13 protein-coding genes are annotated in these 15,917 nt (G+C 65.5%); 8 read left to right on the top strand and 5 right to left on the bottom strand.

Translation table 11 applies throughout. From position 1 onward, the window contains the following. The coding region (locus tag VN706_09115; protein ID HXT15778.1) for an FAD-dependent oxidoreductase at positions 1–1,322 on the bottom strand (1,322 nt) is incomplete at its 3' end. A gap of 73 nt (positions 1,323–1,395) precedes the next feature. Here VN706_09115 and VN706_09110 point away from each other — a divergent pair. Together VN706_09110 and VN706_09105 are read left to right on the top strand one after the other, a co-directional pair. Next, positions 1,396–1,923: a putative metal-dependent hydrolase gene (locus tag VN706_09110; protein HXT15777.1), complete on the top strand. Its 528-nt coding sequence runs from the start codon at positions 1,396–1,398 to the stop codon at positions 1,921–1,923. Between the two features lie 129 nt (positions 1,924–2,052). Next, a complete protein-coding gene (locus VN706_09105) occupies positions 2,053–2,418 on the top strand; it encodes a hypothetical protein (GenBank protein ID HXT15776.1) in 366 nt (121 codons plus the stop codon). 9 nt (positions 2,419–2,427) lie between these two features. Here VN706_09105 and VN706_09100 read toward each other — a convergent pair whose 3' ends face one another. Together VN706_09100 and treZ are read right to left on the bottom strand one after the other, a co-directional pair. After that, positions 2,428–4,533, bottom strand: coding sequence for an amylo-alpha-1,6-glucosidase (locus VN706_09100; protein HXT15775.1), 2,106 nt, complete (start codon positions 4,531–4,533; stop codon positions 2,428–2,430). After that, positions 4,530–6,389, bottom strand: a complete 1,860-nt coding sequence (treZ, locus tag VN706_09095) for a malto-oligosyltrehalose trehalohydrolase (protein HXT15774.1) — start codon at positions 6,387–6,389, stop codon at positions 4,530–4,532. The genes VN706_09100 and treZ overlap by 4 nt, the downstream gene beginning before the upstream one ends. A gap of 171 nt (positions 6,390–6,560) precedes the next feature. On the opposite strand from treZ, the gene VN706_09090 reads away from it, so the two are divergent. After that, the gene (locus VN706_09090; protein ID HXT15773.1) at positions 6,561–8,354 is read left to right on the top strand and encodes a serine/threonine-protein kinase; all 1,794 of its coding nucleotides are present in this window, start codon (positions 6,561–6,563) and stop codon (positions 8,352–8,354) included. Here VN706_09090 and VN706_09085 read toward each other — a convergent pair whose 3' ends face one another. Both VN706_09085 and VN706_09080 read right to left on the bottom strand, forming a co-directional pair. Beyond that, positions 8,355–8,813, bottom strand: coding sequence for a hypothetical protein (locus VN706_09085; protein ID HXT15772.1), 459 nt, complete (start codon positions 8,811–8,813; stop codon positions 8,355–8,357). Between the two features lie 145 nt (positions 8,814–8,958). Continuing rightward, positions 8,959–10,656, bottom strand: a complete 1,698-nt coding sequence (locus VN706_09080) for a M20/M25/M40 family metallo-hydrolase (GenBank protein ID HXT15771.1) — start codon at positions 10,654–10,656, stop codon at positions 8,959–8,961. A gap of 285 nt (positions 10,657–10,941) precedes the next feature. Here VN706_09080 and VN706_09075 point away from each other — a divergent pair, with 285 nt between their 5' ends. The 5 genes from VN706_09075 (at position 10,942) to VN706_09055 (ending at position 15,860) form a co-directional block, all read left to right on the top strand. Further along, positions 10,942–12,051, top strand: coding sequence for a Re/Si-specific NAD(P)(+) transhydrogenase subunit alpha (locus VN706_09075; GenBank protein ID HXT15770.1), 1,110 nt, complete (start codon positions 10,942–10,944; stop codon positions 12,049–12,051). Next, entirely contained in the window at positions 12,051–12,335 is a 285-nt protein-coding gene (locus VN706_09070; GenBank protein ID HXT15769.1) for an NAD(P) transhydrogenase subunit alpha, read from the top strand. The genes VN706_09075 and VN706_09070 overlap by 1 nt, the downstream gene beginning before the upstream one ends. Then, positions 12,335–13,723: an NAD(P)(+) transhydrogenase (Re/Si-specific) subunit beta gene (locus tag VN706_09065; protein HXT15768.1), complete on the top strand. Its 1,389-nt coding sequence runs from the start codon at positions 12,335–12,337 to the stop codon at positions 13,721–13,723. The genes VN706_09070 and VN706_09065 overlap by 1 nt, the downstream gene beginning before the upstream one ends. A gap of 146 nt (positions 13,724–13,869) precedes the next feature. Next, positions 13,870–14,952: a bifunctional DNA-binding transcriptional regulator/O6-methylguanine-DNA methyltransferase Ada gene (gene ada, locus VN706_09060; GenBank protein HXT15767.1), complete on the top strand. Its 1,083-nt coding sequence runs from the start codon at positions 13,870–13,872 to the stop codon at positions 14,950–14,952. Further along, entirely contained in the window at positions 14,949–15,860 is a 912-nt protein-coding gene (locus VN706_09055; GenBank protein ID HXT15766.1) for a DUF3667 domain-containing protein, read from the top strand. Before ada ends, VN706_09055 begins: the two co-directional genes overlap by 4 nt. Positions 15,861–15,917 lie beyond the last annotated feature (57 nt).

The raw sequence follows: 15,917 nt of genomic DNA, 5'->3' as shown, positions 1-15,917 counted from the left end.
TGATCGAACCGCTCGCGTGCGCCAAGAACGTTGCGCGCCGCCGTTTGTCCCTGCCGCTGCGCCACCACCCAATGCTCCACGCGAATGCGTTCGCCGGTGTGCGGGTCCGGCCACCGTGCGATGTCGCCGACCGCGTACACGCCAGGTGCGCTCGTCTCCAGGAACTCGTTCACGACGACGCCCTTGTCCATCGTGAGGCCCGCTTGTTCCGCGAGCGTGAGCCGCGGCCGCACGCCGACGCCGATGACGACGAGATCCGCCGGCACGCGCGTTCCGTCGTCGAGCACGACGGCGTCTTTCTCGACCGACGTCGCGGTGTGCCCGAGATGAAACACCACGCCCTTCTCTTCGTGCAGTGACTTGATGAACGACCCGAGATGTTCGCCGAGCACGCGCTCGAGCGGCAGCTTCTCGGGCGCGGCGACGTGGACTTCGACGTTCCGCGCGCGAAGCGACGCCGCGACCTCGAGGCCGATGAAGCTCGCGCCCATCACGAGGGCGCGCTTCGCATTCTTCGCCGCTTCGATGATGCGCCGGCTGTCGTCGAGCGACCGGAGATAGTGCACGTGCGGCTGGTCATCGCCCGGCAGCTTGAGGCGAATCGGTTCAGCGCCGGTGGCGAGAACCAGTGCGTCGTACGTGACCGGATCCTTGCCCTCGATCTCGACACGCTTGGCCTTGATATCCAGCTTCGACACGCGCGACTTGATGACATTCACGTCGTGCTGTGAGTAAAAGTCATCGCCGCGAATCGGAATCCACTCCTCGGGCGCGTTGCCCGCGAGATAATCCTTCGAGAGATTCGGCCGATCGTACGGCGCGCCACGGTCGTCGTCGACGACGGTGATGGTTCCGACATAGCCGGAGCGGCGCAGCATCTCGACCGTCGCCGTGCCCGCGGCGCCGAGTCCGACGACGACGACACGTTCGGGATGCGCGGGCGCGATGGTCGCGATCGGATACGTGGGCGACAGTGGATCGCGCTCCTCTTTTCCGGTGACGAAAATCGAGCCGCCGCGCTGCTCGACATTCCAGCACGCGACGGGATTGAGCGCCGGCGCGCGCAAGGCTTCGCCGGTTCGCAAGCTGAAGCAGGCGTGATGCCACGGGCAGCGAACGGTGTCGCCGTCGACGACACCTTCGGCGAGCGGTCCGCCGTAATGCGTGCAGCTCGCGCCGATGGCGAAATACTCATCGTTCACGCGCGCGAGCAGCACCGGCTCGCCTTGCGCGTGTCCGAGCAGCGTTCCTCCAGCCGGAATGTCGCCCGCTTTGACGCCCGCCCCGAAATCAGGCCCCTTCAACTCCGCTTGCCCGCCCATTCGTCTCGCTCCTCTTGAGTGGCTTCCTAACTTCAAATCGTCCGCCCGCCGCGCCTCCCGAACCCCTCCCGCCATGGACGAATCGCTCAGCTATCCCGTCGGCCGCTACCAACGTCCCGGTGTGCTCACCGCGGACCAGCGCCGAGCCGCGATTGATTCAATCGCCAACACCCCCGCCGCGTTCCGCGCCGCGGTGCGCGGCTTGAACGAGACGCAGCTGGACACGCCGTATCGCCCCGACGGCTGGACGGTGCGACAGGTCGTGCATCATGTCCCGGACAGCCACCTCAACGCCTACACGCGGGTCAAGCTTGCCTTGACTGAGGATACTCCGACCATCAAGCCGTACGACGAGTCCGCCTGGGCCCGGCTCGAAGATGCGCGCTCGACGCCGATCGAGACGTCGCTCATGCTGCTCGAGACGCTGCACGATCGCTGGGTCCGCGTGCTGCGCGCGATGCAGCCGTCGGACTTTGAGAGAACGCTCAATCATCCCGCGATGGGCACGATGACGCTCGACGACGTGCTGGCGATGTACGAGTGGCACGGCAGGCATCATGCGGCGCACATCAGGAGACTCCGCGAACGACAGGGCTGGTAACGCGTCGGGTGACGCTGGTCACGACTACGATGTGAACTTCGTCCGATGGTTTAACGCTCAGAAACGACGCACGTCTCCCCGATGCAGGCTGCATGGGCAGCGGTAGGCAGCATTCACCCTGGAGACGATATGAGAAATCTCACGACGGCAGTGCTCGCGGGACTGATGATGGCGGTGGCGGCGGGGACGGCGGGCGCGCAGAGCGGCCAGAGCGCGACCACGCCGACGAAACGGGAAGCGCGCGATCTCAGGCGCGATCATCGCGACGTCGTGCGCGATACGCGTGAGGCGCATTCGGATGCGAGGGACCTGCGCGCCGACGTGCGCGATCGCCGCGCGGACGCGAGGGCCGGCGACTCGACCGACGTCAGACGCGACACGCGCGAAATCCGAAGCGACCGCAAGGACGTACGCTCCGACAAGCGGGACGACGTCCGCGACCGGCGCGACGTGCGCCAGGACCGACGCGCGATTCGCGATTCGCTGAAACCGTAACCCGCGGATTCATGCAGACGGAGCCGACGCTGGTGCCGTCGGCGTCGGCGCCGGCTCCGTCCGCACCCAACACCGCAGCACCTCGGCCACACTCCATGCTTGCGCAATGCAACCGCGCGGCGTGAAGGGTGGCGTGGCGTCGAAGATCTCGCCGATAGTGCCGAGTCCAAATTCGTCCAGCGCGGCGATGCATCCGTGCAGATACGCTCGCGCGCCGGCGAGATCGTCGCGGTGCACCTTGAGCCACGCGTCGATCCACGGCCCGATGAGCCACGCCCACACGGTGCCCTGGTGGTACGCGGCGTCGCGCGAGCGGAGGTCGCCATAGTAGCGATCCTTGTACTCCGGCTCGCCCGGGGCCAGGGAGCGCAAGCCGACAGGCGTGAGCAGCCGCTGCTCGACGACGGCAAGCACCGCCTCCCAGCGCGATCGCTCGAGCACGGGATGATCGAGCGAGATGGCGAAGATCTGGTTCGGCCGGCACAGCGGGCTATCGCCGCCTTCGCCGTCGATCACGTCGAACAGATAGCCGGTGGATGCGTTCCAGAAACGCTCATTAAATGATTTATATACACCATCGGCGCGGGTCTTGATGTCCGCGGCCGCCTCGACGCCGCGGACTTCGGTAATCCATCCCTCGAGCAGCCGCAGCGCGTTGTACCACAGGGCATTGATCTCCACGGCCTTGCCGCGCCGGGGCGTCACCACCCAGCCGTCCACCTTGGCGTCCATCCACGTGAGCTGATAACCCTCGGCGCCCTCGCAGAGGAGGCCGTCGGCCGGATCGACGTGAATGCCGAACTTGGTTCCCTCCACGTGATGCTTCACGATGTCGATCATCACCGGCAGCAGCTGCGTGAGCGTCACCTGATCGCCGGTGCGGCGGATGTATCGCTGCAGCGCGTGGAAGAACCACAGCGTCGCGTCGGCGGTGTGATACAACCCCTCGTTGCTCCCGTCGGGGAACATGTTCGGGATGAGACCGTCGCGCACGTAGTGCGCGAACGTGCGCAGAATGAACGACGCTTCGCGATCGCGGCCCGTGGTGAGGGTCAGCCCTTCCAGACTGATCATCGTGTCGCGGCCCCAGTCGGTGAACCAGTGGTAGCCGGCGATGATCGTGCGGACCTCGTGGCCCATCGCCCGCGCGCGCGTCGCGTCGGTGATGCGCCCGGCCGGCGTGATGATGAATTGATCCGCCGCCAGGACGAGCTCAGCGCCCACTTCGTCGGTCGGATTCGTCGCCGCGCTGAAGATCAACCGCCGCCGCCGCTCCTGCTCGCAGCGCGCGACTTCGTCCGGCGCCAGCGCGAGCATGATTTCCTGCGATTCCACCGACGCGATGAACGTCACACAGCGATCGCACTCGAGCGTCACGGTGTAATGCCCCGGCGTCCAGAGCGTCCCGCGAAACTCGTAGCCGCGATCCTGCTCGACGGGATACATCACTTCGTTCGTGGGCTTTGCGTCGGTCTCGAATGGCGCGCTCGACGCGCCGACGATCGTCATCCGCAGCGGCGGCAAATCGTCGGCCGTCGAAATCTCACGGATGTCGCCCAACTCGCCGATCATGTACGTCGTGTTGATCGGCGAGTTGCGCGAGGAACCGACGTGGTCCTCGTAGTTGCGGAAGTGCACGGCGGGATGAATCTCGAGCACCACGTTGTCGGGCCCGCGCAGCATGCGATAGGTGACGTGCACGCTATTCTGCCCGTGCGGCATCACGATGCGCTTTTCCAAACGCATCCCTTCCCACTCGTACTCCCACACCGGGAGACCCACATCGAGCCGCACGTCCGCGACGTACCCCGCCGCTTCGACGTCTACTCGCCCGGCGACGCGGTCCTCGCTGTTCAACGACAACTCTTTGTCGCCGTGCACCAGTCGTTCGCCCAGGTGATTCAACATCACCATGCGGCCGAGTGGATTGGGCAGCGCGGCAACGAGTAATCCGTGATAGCGGCGCGTGATCACGCCCGATAGCGTCGACGACGCATAGCCGCCCAGCCCGTTCGTGACGAGCCACTCGGTTTCCATCAGCTTGCGCGCGCGCGCGTCGCCATCGGCGGGCAGATCCAGGCGCCGCACGATGCGATCGACCAAGCGGCGCGTCATGGCGCGGCCACCGGCGACAGCAACGTCGCGCTCTCGGCGGGAATCCACCACCCATCGTCTTTCGTTTGGATTTCCGGCGCGCCCCAACCGCCATACTTCGGCGACTCCGTCGAAAAAATCGTCTTCCACGCGCCGCCGATGGTCGCCGGCGCAACGAGCGGTTCGGCGAGCGGATCCGCATGAATACGCGCGCCGAGGTTGACGACGAGCATCCGGTCGTCGCCTTCGACGCCGAACCAGCGCGCGACGAACGCATGCTCGTTGATCACGGCTCCGTCGAGTCCGCGCCGCTTGACGTTGCGAATGACCGGATCCTCGCGACGCAGCTTGAGCAAGTCACGGTGCAAATCGAGTGTTGGTTTGTGGCGCCGGCGCTCGGCCCAATCGAGCTTGCAGCGGAGAAACGTCCACGGGTCCGACGGCTCGTCGATGCGCTCGTGCTCCTCGCGGGCCGCGATACTTGGAAACTGCGAGACGAATTTCGCGCGACCCGTTCGCACGAGTGCCGCGAGCGTCGGCTCGTGATCCGCGAAGTAGAGAAAGGGCGCCGACGCGGCGAATTCCTGTCCTTGAAACAGCATCGGTGTCTGCGGCGCGAGCAACAGGAGCGCGGTCAACGCGCGGCAGCGTCCCGCGCTCGACTCCTGGTTGATGCGCTGTCCTTTCGCGCTGTTCGCCACCTGATCGTGGTTCTGTAGAAACTGCACGAAGGATTGCGGCGCGATGTCCAGCGAGGGCGATCCCCGCCGATTCTTCTGCCAAGCGTACCACTCGCCTTGATACAGGAATCCATATTTCATAGTGCTCAAGAGCTCTTGGGCCGAACCGCGATAGCCGTCGTAATACGCCTCGTTGCGTCCCGTTGCCGCGACACGGGCCGCGTGATGAAAATCGTCGTTCCACAAACCATCGAGCTGATATCCGCCGGCATCGCGCGGGCGAATGAGCTGCGCGCTCTGCGGCTCGTTCTCGCCGACGACGATCGTGCGCCGGCCCTTCGCCGCCTCGCGCACGGCCGCGGCGACGTCCGCCACGATGTGCGAGCTCGATGTGTCGAAGATCTGCTGCGTGGCGTCGAGCCGCAGCCCGTCGAGATGAAACTCCTCGATCCAATAGCGCGCGTTGCTGATGAAGAATTCGCGCACGGGCGCCGCGTCGTCGCCGTCGAAATTGAGCGCGTCGCCCCACTCCGTCGGATTGCCGCTGACATATCGCGCCGCGTACTTGCCGGTGTAGTTGCCGTCCGGCCCGAAGTGGTTGTAGACGACATCGAGTATGACGCCGAGCTCGAGGCGATGCGCCGCGTCGACGAGCGCGCGCAGATCGTCGGGCGTTCCGTAGCGATGATACGGCGCGAACAACGCGACGCCGTCGTAACCCCAGCCGAATTGTCCCGCGAACTCGGCGATCGGCATCAGCTCGATCACGGTGACGCCGACGTCGACGAGATCGGGCAGCCGATCGATCGCGGCGCGGAACGTTCCACCCTTCGTGAACGTGCCCAAATGCAGCTCGTAGATGACCTGCCCGTCGATCGACACGCCGCGCCAGTCGCCGTCGCTCCACGGGTACGTCGTCGCGTCGACGATCATCGACGAGCCGTGTGGCCCGTCCGGCTGAAAGCGCGAGACCGGGTCGGGAAAGGCCTCGCCGTCGTCGACTCGAAAGCGGTAGCGCGTCCCCGCGCCCACGCCGTCCAGCTCGCCGGCGAAGTAGCCCGCGTCATCTCGCTCGAGCGGAAAAGCCGATCCGTCGTCGGTAACGAGCACGACGGACGTACGGTCGGGCGCCCACACGCGCGCGTGGGAGCGAATTCGGTCGGCGTTGTGATGTACGACCTCGACACCGATGGGCAAACGACGCGGTATCGAGGGATGTCGATTGGACGAGCCAGGAGCCATGTCGCCCGAACGCGGCGCAGGAATGGGACCACGAGTGTCGCGACTGCCGCGAGTCCCACGAGTACGACCCAGGCGGGTAGCGAGGAGGCCCGAGCGGGCATAGTCTTGGCGAGCACTCCTTCGCCCATGCCGATTCCCGACGACCCCACTCCTCCGAACGACGGTCCGCCGCCGAACGCCGACGATACCGCGCTGTTGCCCAGCGGTCTCGGCTCGGGCCTCTTGGCCCGACAGCCAACGCCGTCGGCTGAGGAGGCCGTTGCTGTCGCGAAGGTGTGCCCTCAGTGCGGCACGGAATACGAGACCGGCGACCGCTTCTGCCCGAAGGACGGCACACCGCTCCGCCCCAAAGCCGGCGGCGATCCACTCGTCGGCCGCGTCATCGCCGAGCGTTACCTGATCCTGGCCCAGCTCGGCGAAGGCGGCATGGGCCGCGTCTACCTCGCCGAGCACGTGAAGATGAACCGGCAGTGCGCGGTGAAGGTCATGAATCCCTCGCTCATGACCGACACCGAGTCCCTGCAGCGGTTCGCGCGAGAAGCGTCGAGCGCCGCGCGCATTCTGCATCCCAACGTCGCCGCCGTGTTCGACTACGGCGAAGCCGACAAGATCGTCTATCTGGTCATGGAGTATGTGGACGGCGAGTCGCTGTCCACGATCATTGCGCGCGAGCAGGCCGAAGGCCGCGCGCTCGATCCACGACGCGCGATCGAGTTGGCGCGCGGCATCGCGGACGGGCTGCATGCCGCGCACGAGCTTGGCATCGTGCACCGCGATCTCAAGCCGGACAACGTCATCGTCACGCGCACGAAATCGGGCAAGGAAGTGCCGAAGGTCGTGGACTTCGGTATTGCCAAGGCGCTCACCGATTCGCAGGAAGATGCGCTCACCCGCAGCGGACTCGTGATCGGCACGCCCGAGTACATGAGCCCGGAGCAACTCCTCGGCGACCCGGTGGACGCTCGCGCCGACATCTACAGCCTGGGCTGCATTCTTTATCAAATGCTCACGGGGACGCCGGCTTTCGCGGCCGAGTCGCGCGAGCAGATGATCCGTCGCCGCCTGCACGAGCCGCCGCCGCACGTGCGCGACATCCTGCCCGATCTCCCGCGCCGGCTCGATACACTGATCGTGCACATGCTCGCTCGTTCGCCTGGCGATCGCCTGGCCAGCGCCGCGGAGGCGCGCGACGCGCTCGATCCCGCGCTGGCGCTCGGTGGCTGGGATCCCGGCACGGTGAGCGCGCAGCGTCCGATCACGGCGGGCGCGGCGCCCGTCTCGGCGGATCCGTCGCTGCAGCCCACGATGCCGATGCCCAAGGTGCGCACGAGCCCCAAGCGCATTGCGGTAGGAGCGGTCGTTGGCGCGGCGGTGTTGTTCGGAGGAATTGCCGTGTGGCAACTCGCTCAGTCGCCGGTGAAGGTCGGGCCCAACCGAGTCGATCGGCCGAGTGATTCATCACTCGTCGGCGCGCCGGGAGGAGTGGCGGCGCCCGCCGTCGACACGAGCGCGAAGAAGACGCTGACGCAGAAGAGCGATTCGGCGAAGTTGGCGGCGGCCGCCGCGGCGGCGGCGAAACCCAAGCCCGCGGCGACGAACGACGATGAGCTGCGCGCGCCATTCCGGAATCTGCTCGCCGCCATTCGCAGCCGGAGCACGGATGCCGTCGCGGCGGCGATTCCCGGCTTCAGCCAGAAGGACCAGTATGAGAGAATTCTAAAAAACGCGATCGACGCGAGCGGGACGGCGGTTTATGGCGGAGTCCATCCGGTGCGCGACGGTGTCATCGAGCGCGATGTGACGCTGAAGCTGACGACGACGGATCAGGCGGGCGCGCGAACGATCACGCCGTTCACCTATCACGCGGTCCTCGAGCGCCACAACGGGGCGTGGACGCTCACGCAACTCACGCCGAAGTAGTCAGCTCTTCTTCCCCAGGCGGCTGCGCAGCTCGATCGCGGCGTCCTCGAGCATCTGCGTGTCGTAGCCCACGTCCCATTCGTCGCCGTGTTGCCACTCCGCCTCGGCGCGCACGGACGCCTGCCTCCAGTCGTCGCCGATGAATCGCACGATGATGCGTGTGCGATAGCGCGGGTCCGGCGTTCCGCCGTGGGTGCTCGACTGCCATGGCGTCATCAGGAATCCGGCGCGTGCGTCGCTGACGTCGACGGAGAATTTCTGCGAGAGATAGTCGGTCGCGGCGCGGAACGCGGCGGTCTTCGCGACGCCGACGTCGATGAGCCGCGTCATGCGCGTGTCGGACGTCGTCTGCACGAACGTCGACGGCGGACCGGCGGTCGCCGCCGTGGAGATCGGGCTGCGGATGGAGACGTGCGAGCAGGCGCTGAGGAACAGGAGCGCGATGACGGCGAGGCGCATGATAGCAAACTTGCTGTCATCCTGAGCGCAGCGAAAGGATCTCATCCGGTTGGACGATCCAGAAACCGGGACGCGGATGAGATCCTTTCGGCGCTCCGCGCCTCAGGATGACAGCGGGCGCACCCTCGCCCACGCAGGCTGATCATCACTGCCTGCACTGCCCATGCGGATCGGGCTTCTGGTGATCCACCACGACCCGATGATCGAGATTCGCCACCCGCGCCGCGACGTCGTGAACGAGATTCGCCACGCGCGCGAGCTGCGCGTAGTCGATGTACTGCGGCTCGTCCGTCACCTGGTGGTAGTCGCGGTGGCCGCCGGTGGAGAAGAACGTGATCGGAATGCCGTAGCGCGCATACTCGTAGTGATCGCTGCGGCAGTAGTACTGCTGCGGATGCCCGTTTGCATCGTACGAGTAATCGAAGTGGAATGGCGAGGGTTCCGTCTTTCCCACCGCTTCGACGATGTCACCGAGCTCCGTGGAGAGGCGCTTGGAGCCGATGAGCTGCAGGTAGCCGGGACCACCGTTTTTCTCGTCTTGCGGGCCGCCGCGGCCGATCATGTCCATGTTGAGTTGCGCCACGATCGAATCGCGCGGAACCGTTGGGTGGTCGGTGAAGTACTCTGATCCCCACAGCCCCTTCTCCTCGCCGGCGTGCCACACGAAGACCAGCGAACGCTTGGGCTTCGTCGGAGCAGCGGCGAACGCCTCGGCGATCTCGAGCGCGGCGACGGTGCCGCTGCCATCATCGTCGGCGCCGTTGTCGATCGAATCCTTCCGCGGCGTGTTGACTTTGCGAAGACTGTCGAGAATCCCGCGAATGCGCGTCTGCTCCTCGGGGCTCGCTTCGCGTTCCGGATCGTCGGCCCCGTGAGGGCGGACCACCGTGTTGAACGCGCGCAGCGAATCGTGATCGACCGGTTCGTGATTGAAGCCGATGTGATCGTTGTGCGCGCCGATCGCGACGTATTCCCCCTTGAGCTTTGGATCGCTGCCCGGAAGAATCGCGACGACGTTGCGACCCGGTGCCGGCGCGAGGTTCCACTTGATCGCGCCGTGCAGCGTCTTTCCCGCCGCTCCGCGCGAGAGTCCGGCCACGGGTGCGCCCATGATCGCCTGGGCCATCGCGTTCGACATGTACATGAACGCGGGGAGCTGCGGGGGATCGCCATCACCGTTCTTGAATGTGAGCGTCGGCTCGAGCAGCGACGGTCGTTCTGAATCCGGAACCGCGTCGAGACCGACAACGCCGATGCCGGCGGACAGCAGATAACGGATGGTCAGCGGCTGTCGATTGCCGCTCCATGCCGGTTTGCCGTCGGGGCCATTCGGCACCGAGATCACGACGAACTTTCCGAGCGCGGCGGCCGGCGAGATCATCATGCTCGTGTCGCCCGACGGGCTGAAGGTGCCTCCGTAGACCGTTTGAACGCCGTCGAGCGGCCGCACCGGCGCGCCGAACACCGCGTTGTCGCGTGGGATGAAATCCGTAAGTCCGCTGAAGCTTCGGCCTTCGACGCTCAACGCCGGCGCATTGGACACCGTCTCATTGAAGACGGGAATATTCTGAAAGTAGGTGCCGCTATCGCCGCCGGGCTCGAGCCCGAGCCGCCGCACTTCGCGCTCGATGTACGCCGTTGCCTTGAGATGGTACGGCGTGCCGACCTCGCGGCCCATCAGCGAATCGTCCGCGTAGATGTAGAGCCGCGTCATCAGATCCGCTTGCGAAATCGCCGGCGTGGTTGGCTGCGGCGTATGCTTGAGGGGCAATTTTGCCTGCTGTGCGGCGGCGGCGGCGCCGGCCGCGGCGGTGGCAGCGACGACGAGGAGAAGGGATCGCATTGAGCCTCGTGAAATCGGGAAACGTCGGGTGCTCATGGAGATAGCTAATGTTGGCGTGCGGCGCTCGGGCAGTCGCGCGGTACGAGAACTGTAAGTTTCTTCGGCGAATCCAACGCAACGGTTTCGCGTTCGGCAAGGCCGTATGTCGGACTATGCCGGACGCCGCGCGCGAGATCCCCTGATTTGCGCTTGGTTCGCCCGGGCGTAGGTTCAACGCGCGTCAGCATTTCCCCGACTTGGCGCGTTAGTGGACAAGCTCGCTTACGTGCCTCCCACCGAATCTGAATGAAAATCAGCGTACCATCGGAGATCGCCGCGCGGGAGCTGCGCGTCGCGATTACTCCCGACATCGTCGGCCGATTGATCAAGCAGCAAAAAATCGACGTCGTCATTCAGAGCGGGGCCGGCCTCAGGGCCGGTTTTCGCGACGATGCCTATGCCGCGGCCGGCGCCACGGTCGTTCAGGGCGCAGCAACGCTTTACCGCGACGCGACATTGATCGCGAAGGTCCAGCCGCCGACACCCGAGGAGATCGCGATGATCCCCGAGGGTGCGACGGTGATCTCGCTCATGCGGCCCGGCCAGAGCGCCGACGTCGTCGAGTCGATGACGCAGCGAAAGCTCACATCGCTTGCGTTGGAGCTGGTGCCGCGCATCACGCGCGCGCAGTCGATGGACGTCCTGTCATCGCAAAGCACCGTGTCGGGCTACAAGGGTGTGCTCATCGGCGCGGCGGCGCTGCCCAAGTTCCTGCCGATGCTCACGACGGCCGCCGGCAACATCTCGCCCGCCAAGTGCTTCGTGATCGGCGCCGGCGTTGCCGGATTGCAAGCGATTGCCACCGCGCGACGACTCGGCGCCGTCGTCTCGGGCTTCGACGTGCGCCCCGCTGCACGGGAGCAAGTGCTCAGCCTCGGCGCCACGTTCGTGCAGAGCGACGTCGTGAGCGACACGGCGCAGACGGCGGGCGGCTACGCGCGCGAACAGACCGAGGAAGAGAAAGCGAGGACGCTCGAGGCGATGGCGAACCACATCAAGGACATGGATCTCGTCATCACGACCGCGGCGATCCCGGGCAGACCGGCGCCCAAGCTGATCACCGCGGCAATGGTCGAGACCATGCGGGCGGGATCCGTGATCGTGGATCTCGCCGCGGAGACGGGCGGCAACTGCGCGTTGTCGAAGCCCGGCGAAACCGTGGTCGAGCACGATGTGACGATCATCGCGCCGCTCAACGTGCCCAGCACGGTGCCGTTTCACGCCAGCCAGATGTTCAGTCGCAATGTCTTCGAGCTGTGCAAGGAGCTGGTGAAGGAAGACGCGCTCCAGCTCGACTCGACCGCCGAGATCGTCGGCGCAATGATGATGACACACAACGGACAGGTGCTTCGATAATGAGTACTCATCTCCTCGAGCTCTACGTCTTCGTGCTGGCCGCGTTCACGGGATACATGGTCATCTCGCGTGTGCCGCCCCTCTTGCATACGCCGCTGATGGCGGCGACGAACGCCATCGCCGGCATCTCACTCGTCGGCTCGCTGATCGCCGCGGGCGCCGCCGCCAATCGCGTCGCGACGATCCTCGGCTTCGTCGCCGTCGTCGCCGCGACGAGCAACATCGTCGGAGGATTCATCATCGTCGATCGAATGCTCAAGATGTTCAAGCGAGACAAGAACTGATGCGCGAGTACTTCATTCAAGGCAGTTATCTCGCGGCGTCGATCTCGTTCATTCTCGGTCTTCGCATGCTCACGCGCCCGGACAAGGCGCGGCGCGGCATGCAGCTCGCCGCGGTCGGCATGCTGTTCGCGATCGTGGGCACGCTGCTCAATGAAACGATCGTCGACTATCGCTGGATCGTCGCCGGACTGATACTCGGCACCGTCATCGGCTACCCGATGGGTACGCGCGTGTCGATGACCGCGATGCCGCAGCGAATTGCGCTCTCGCTCACGCTGAGCGCGTTCGCGGCGACGCTCGTGGGCATCGCCGAGTACTACACGCGCATGAACGCGGGCCTGCCGCCCGATCGTGTCACGATGACGGCGCTCGGCTTCGAGATCATGCTCGGTTGCATCACCGTGGGCGGCACGATCGTCGCCGCGGGCAAGCTGCAGGAATGGCTGCCCTCCAAGCCGCTGACTTACAAAGGCCAGAATCTATTGAACGGCCTGGTGTTCGCGTTCATTCTGTTCCTGCTCGTATCGGTGATCCTGGATCCCACCAAGCAGTGGGCGTTCTACACGATGATCGGCGTCGCGCTGCTGTTGGGCATCATGCTGGTGCTGCCGATCGGCGGCGCCGACATGCCGGTCGTCGTCGCGCTGCTCAATTCGTACTCCGGCCTCGCATCGTGCGCGACCGGATTCGCGATTGGCAACGTCATCCTCATCATCAGCGGCTCGCTCGACGGCTCGTCGGGATTCATTCTGTCGATCCTGATGTCCAAGGCGATGAACCGCTCGTTCACGAACGTGCTCTTCGGCGCGTTCGGCAGCGAAACGGCGGCCGTAGCCACCAAGTCGGCGGCGGGGTTGTCGGTGCGCTCGATCGGCGTCGAGGACGCGGCGATTCAACTCGCCTATGCGCAACTCGTGATCGTGATCCCGGGCTACGGTATGGCGGTCGCGCAGGCGCAGCACACCGTGCGCGAGCTGGCCGAGTTGATCGAGAAGCGCGGCGGCGAGGTGAAGTTCGCGGTGCATCCCGTGGCGGGACGCATGCCGGGACACATGAACGTGCTGCTCGCCGAAGCGAACGTGCCCTACGACAAGTTGTACGACATGGACGAGATCAACGGCGAATTCGATCGCGCCGACGTGGCACTCGTGATCGGCGCGAACGACGTGGTGAATCCCGCGGCGCGCACGGACAAGTCGTCGCCGATCTACGGTATGCCGATTCTCAACGCCGATCACGCCAAGTCCGTGATCGTGCTCAAGCGCGGCATGTCGGCCGGGTTCGCGGGCATCGAGAACGAGCTGTTCTACGACAAGCGGACGTCGATGTTGTTTGGCGATGCGAAGACGTCGCTCACGGGGCTCGTGGGGGAGATCAAGAACGTTTAGAGGCGGGCGTATGGCGGCATGGGCGCATGGGCGTATGACAAGCTGAACTTCATACGCCCATACGCCCGCACTTCGAGCACAAGACTCGGATATCCCCAACAAATTGTCGATCATAGCTTGCGGTCGCCCCTCACAGAGAGCATTTCATGGCGACCATGGTGGCCGAGCGCGAGCAGGATATGGTGAATCCGGGAATGGCGTGGCGCGCAGTCCAGGAGCGCAACGCCGAGTATGACGGCCGTTTCGTGTATGCCGTTCGTTCGACGCACGTCTACTGTAAGCCGAGCTGCGCGTCGCGCCGGCCGCTGCGTGAGAACGTCGCGTTCTTCGATTCGCCCGAGGACGCCGAGCGAGCCGGATATCGTGCGTGTCTGCGCTGCAAGCCGCGATCGGCGGACGACGCGTCGGCAACGGCGCGCGGCGTCGAAGCGGCGCGCGCGTATCTGGATGCCAACCCCGATCGCGCCGTGCCGTTGAGCGAGCTGGCGACTCTGGCGGCGTTGAGCGCGTCCCATCTCCAGCGATCGTTCAAGCGCATCGTCGGCGTCTCGCCCAGGCAGTACAGCCAGGCCCAGCGCGTCGCGCGCTTCAAGTCGCGGCTCCGCGCCGGCGACACCGTGAGCCGCGCCACGTACGAAGCAGGCTTCGGGTCGAGCAGCCGGGTATATGAGAAATCTAATGACGTGCTGGGGATGACGCCCGCATCGTTCCGCCGCGGCGGCGCCGGGGTGCGGATCGCCTACACGATCGTCGACGCGCCCATCGGCCGCGTGCTCGTCGCGACGACGGACCGCGGCGTCTGCGCCGTCGAGATCGGCGCGACGAACACCGACGTCGAGCGCGCGCTGCGGCATGACTTTCCGAACGCGACGATCGAACGCGACGACGCCGCGCACGCGACGTGGGTCCGCGCCGTGCTCGATCGCGTGCGCAAACCCGCATCCCGCGCGTCGCACCGCGTTCCGCTCGACGTGAGCGGGACCGCGTTTCAGCTCAAAGTGTGGGAGGCGCTGCAACAGATTCCGGCCGGCGAGCGCCGCACGTACGGCGAAGTGGCCGAGGCAATCGGTCAGCCAACTGCGTCGCGAGCCGTCGCGCGCGCGTGCGCCACGAATCGCATCGCCGTCGTCATCCCTTGCCACCGTGTCGTGCGAGGTTCGGGCGAGCTCGCGGGCTACAAATGGGGCGCCGAGCGCAAGGCGCGCCTTCTCGAGGAGGAGAGCGGATGACAGTCGCCGAAGCGATCGACACGAGGGAGTTCACGACCGAAGTCGCGTGTCCGCGGTGCGGCGTCGAGACGGACGGCAAGTTTTGCTCGAACTGCGGGACACGGCTCAGCCACGCGCGCGACCTGTCGGTCAAACATTTCTTGCGCGAGGCCCTGGCGGCGATCACCGATGTCGACTCGGCCCTCATCGCCTCGTTTCGAACGCTGTTGACCAAGCCCGGCCGACTGTCGACCGAGTACCTCCACGGCGACCGCCACCGCTATCTGCCGCCGTTGCGCGTATTCCTGCTCTGCAACGTGGTGTACTTCATCTTCGCCACCCAGTATCAGTCGACGGTGCTCACCGCGCCCTTGAGACTGCAGGTCGGCGAAATGGTGTACCACAACATGACGTGGCCGGTGCTCGAACACCGTTATCATCTGGCGCCGTTGCGGCCAGGCGCCAAACGTGCCGACGTCGCGAAACGCATTCCCCCCAGCCTCGAAGCGCGTTTCGACTCGGCCACCGAAGAGCTCGGGAAGACGATTCTCGTGGTCCTCATTCCCGTCTACGCGCTGCTCTTTGCGGCGATGTTCGTGGGAACGAGGCACTACTTCGTCGAGCATGTGGTGTTCGCGACGCACTACATGAGCTTCTTTCTTCTGGCGTTGCCGGCGGCGGTGCTGTCAGTCGCCGGCTACGCGATGATCCTCACGCGTGTCACCGGCCACACCGTTCGCCCGACGATCATGTTCAACGCGTTCCAGGTGCTCGTGGCGCTGTACGTGTTCATGGCGCAGCGGGAGTTTTACCGTTCGCGGCCAGTGCCGGCGCTGGTGCGAAGTGTCGTCGCCGCGGCGACGTTCATCTACGCGGTAGTCGGGTTCAAGCTGGTGTTGTTCTTCGCGACGCTGGCCTGGATCGGCTGAGTGACCATACAAATCCCTTACATGTATTGATGCGGTAATTTCAGCACGCGCGCCATA

Source organism: Gemmatimonadaceae bacterium (genome assembly GCA_035606695.1).
Taxonomy (GTDB): Bacteria; Gemmatimonadota; Gemmatimonadetes; order Gemmatimonadales; family Gemmatimonadaceae; genus JAQBQB01.
The sequence above is the reverse complement of the archived record's forward strand: the minus strand, read 5'-3'. Positions and strand labels throughout refer to the sequence as shown.

Excerpts from the sequence above, each read along its gene's own strand:
- VN706_09110 (HXT15777.1), top strand. The coding sequence starts at position 1,396 with ATGGACGAATCGCTCAGCTATCCCGTCGGCCGCTACCAACGTCCCGGT.
- VN706_09105 (HXT15776.1), top strand. The coding sequence starts at position 2,053 with ATGAGAAATCTCACGACGGCAGTGCTCGCGGGACTGATGATGGCGGTG.
- VN706_09100 (HXT15775.1), bottom strand. The coding sequence starts at position 4,533 with ATGACGCGCCGCTTGGTCGATCGCATCGTGCGGCGCCTGGATCTGCCC.
- VN706_09090 (HXT15773.1), top strand. The coding sequence starts at position 6,561 with ATGCCGATTCCCGACGACCCCACTCCTCCGAACGACGGTCCGCCGCCG.
- VN706_09085 (HXT15772.1), bottom strand. The coding sequence starts at position 8,813 with ATGCGCCTCGCCGTCATCGCGCTCCTGTTCCTCAGCGCCTGCTCGCAC.
- VN706_09080 (HXT15771.1), bottom strand. The coding sequence starts at position 10,656 with ATGCGATCCCTTCTCCTCGTCGTCGCTGCCACCGCCGCGGCCGGCGCC.
- VN706_09075 (HXT15770.1), top strand. The coding sequence starts at position 10,942 with ATGAAAATCAGCGTACCATCGGAGATCGCCGCGCGGGAGCTGCGCGTC.
- VN706_09070 (HXT15769.1), top strand. The coding sequence starts at position 12,051 with ATGAGTACTCATCTCCTCGAGCTCTACGTCTTCGTGCTGGCCGCGTTC.
- VN706_09065 (HXT15768.1), top strand. The coding sequence starts at position 12,335 with ATGCGCGAGTACTTCATTCAAGGCAGTTATCTCGCGGCGTCGATCTCG.
- ada (HXT15767.1), top strand. The coding sequence starts at position 13,870 with ATGGCGACCATGGTGGCCGAGCGCGAGCAGGATATGGTGAATCCGGGA.
- VN706_09055 (HXT15766.1), top strand. The coding sequence starts at position 14,949 with ATGACAGTCGCCGAAGCGATCGACACGAGGGAGTTCACGACCGAAGTC.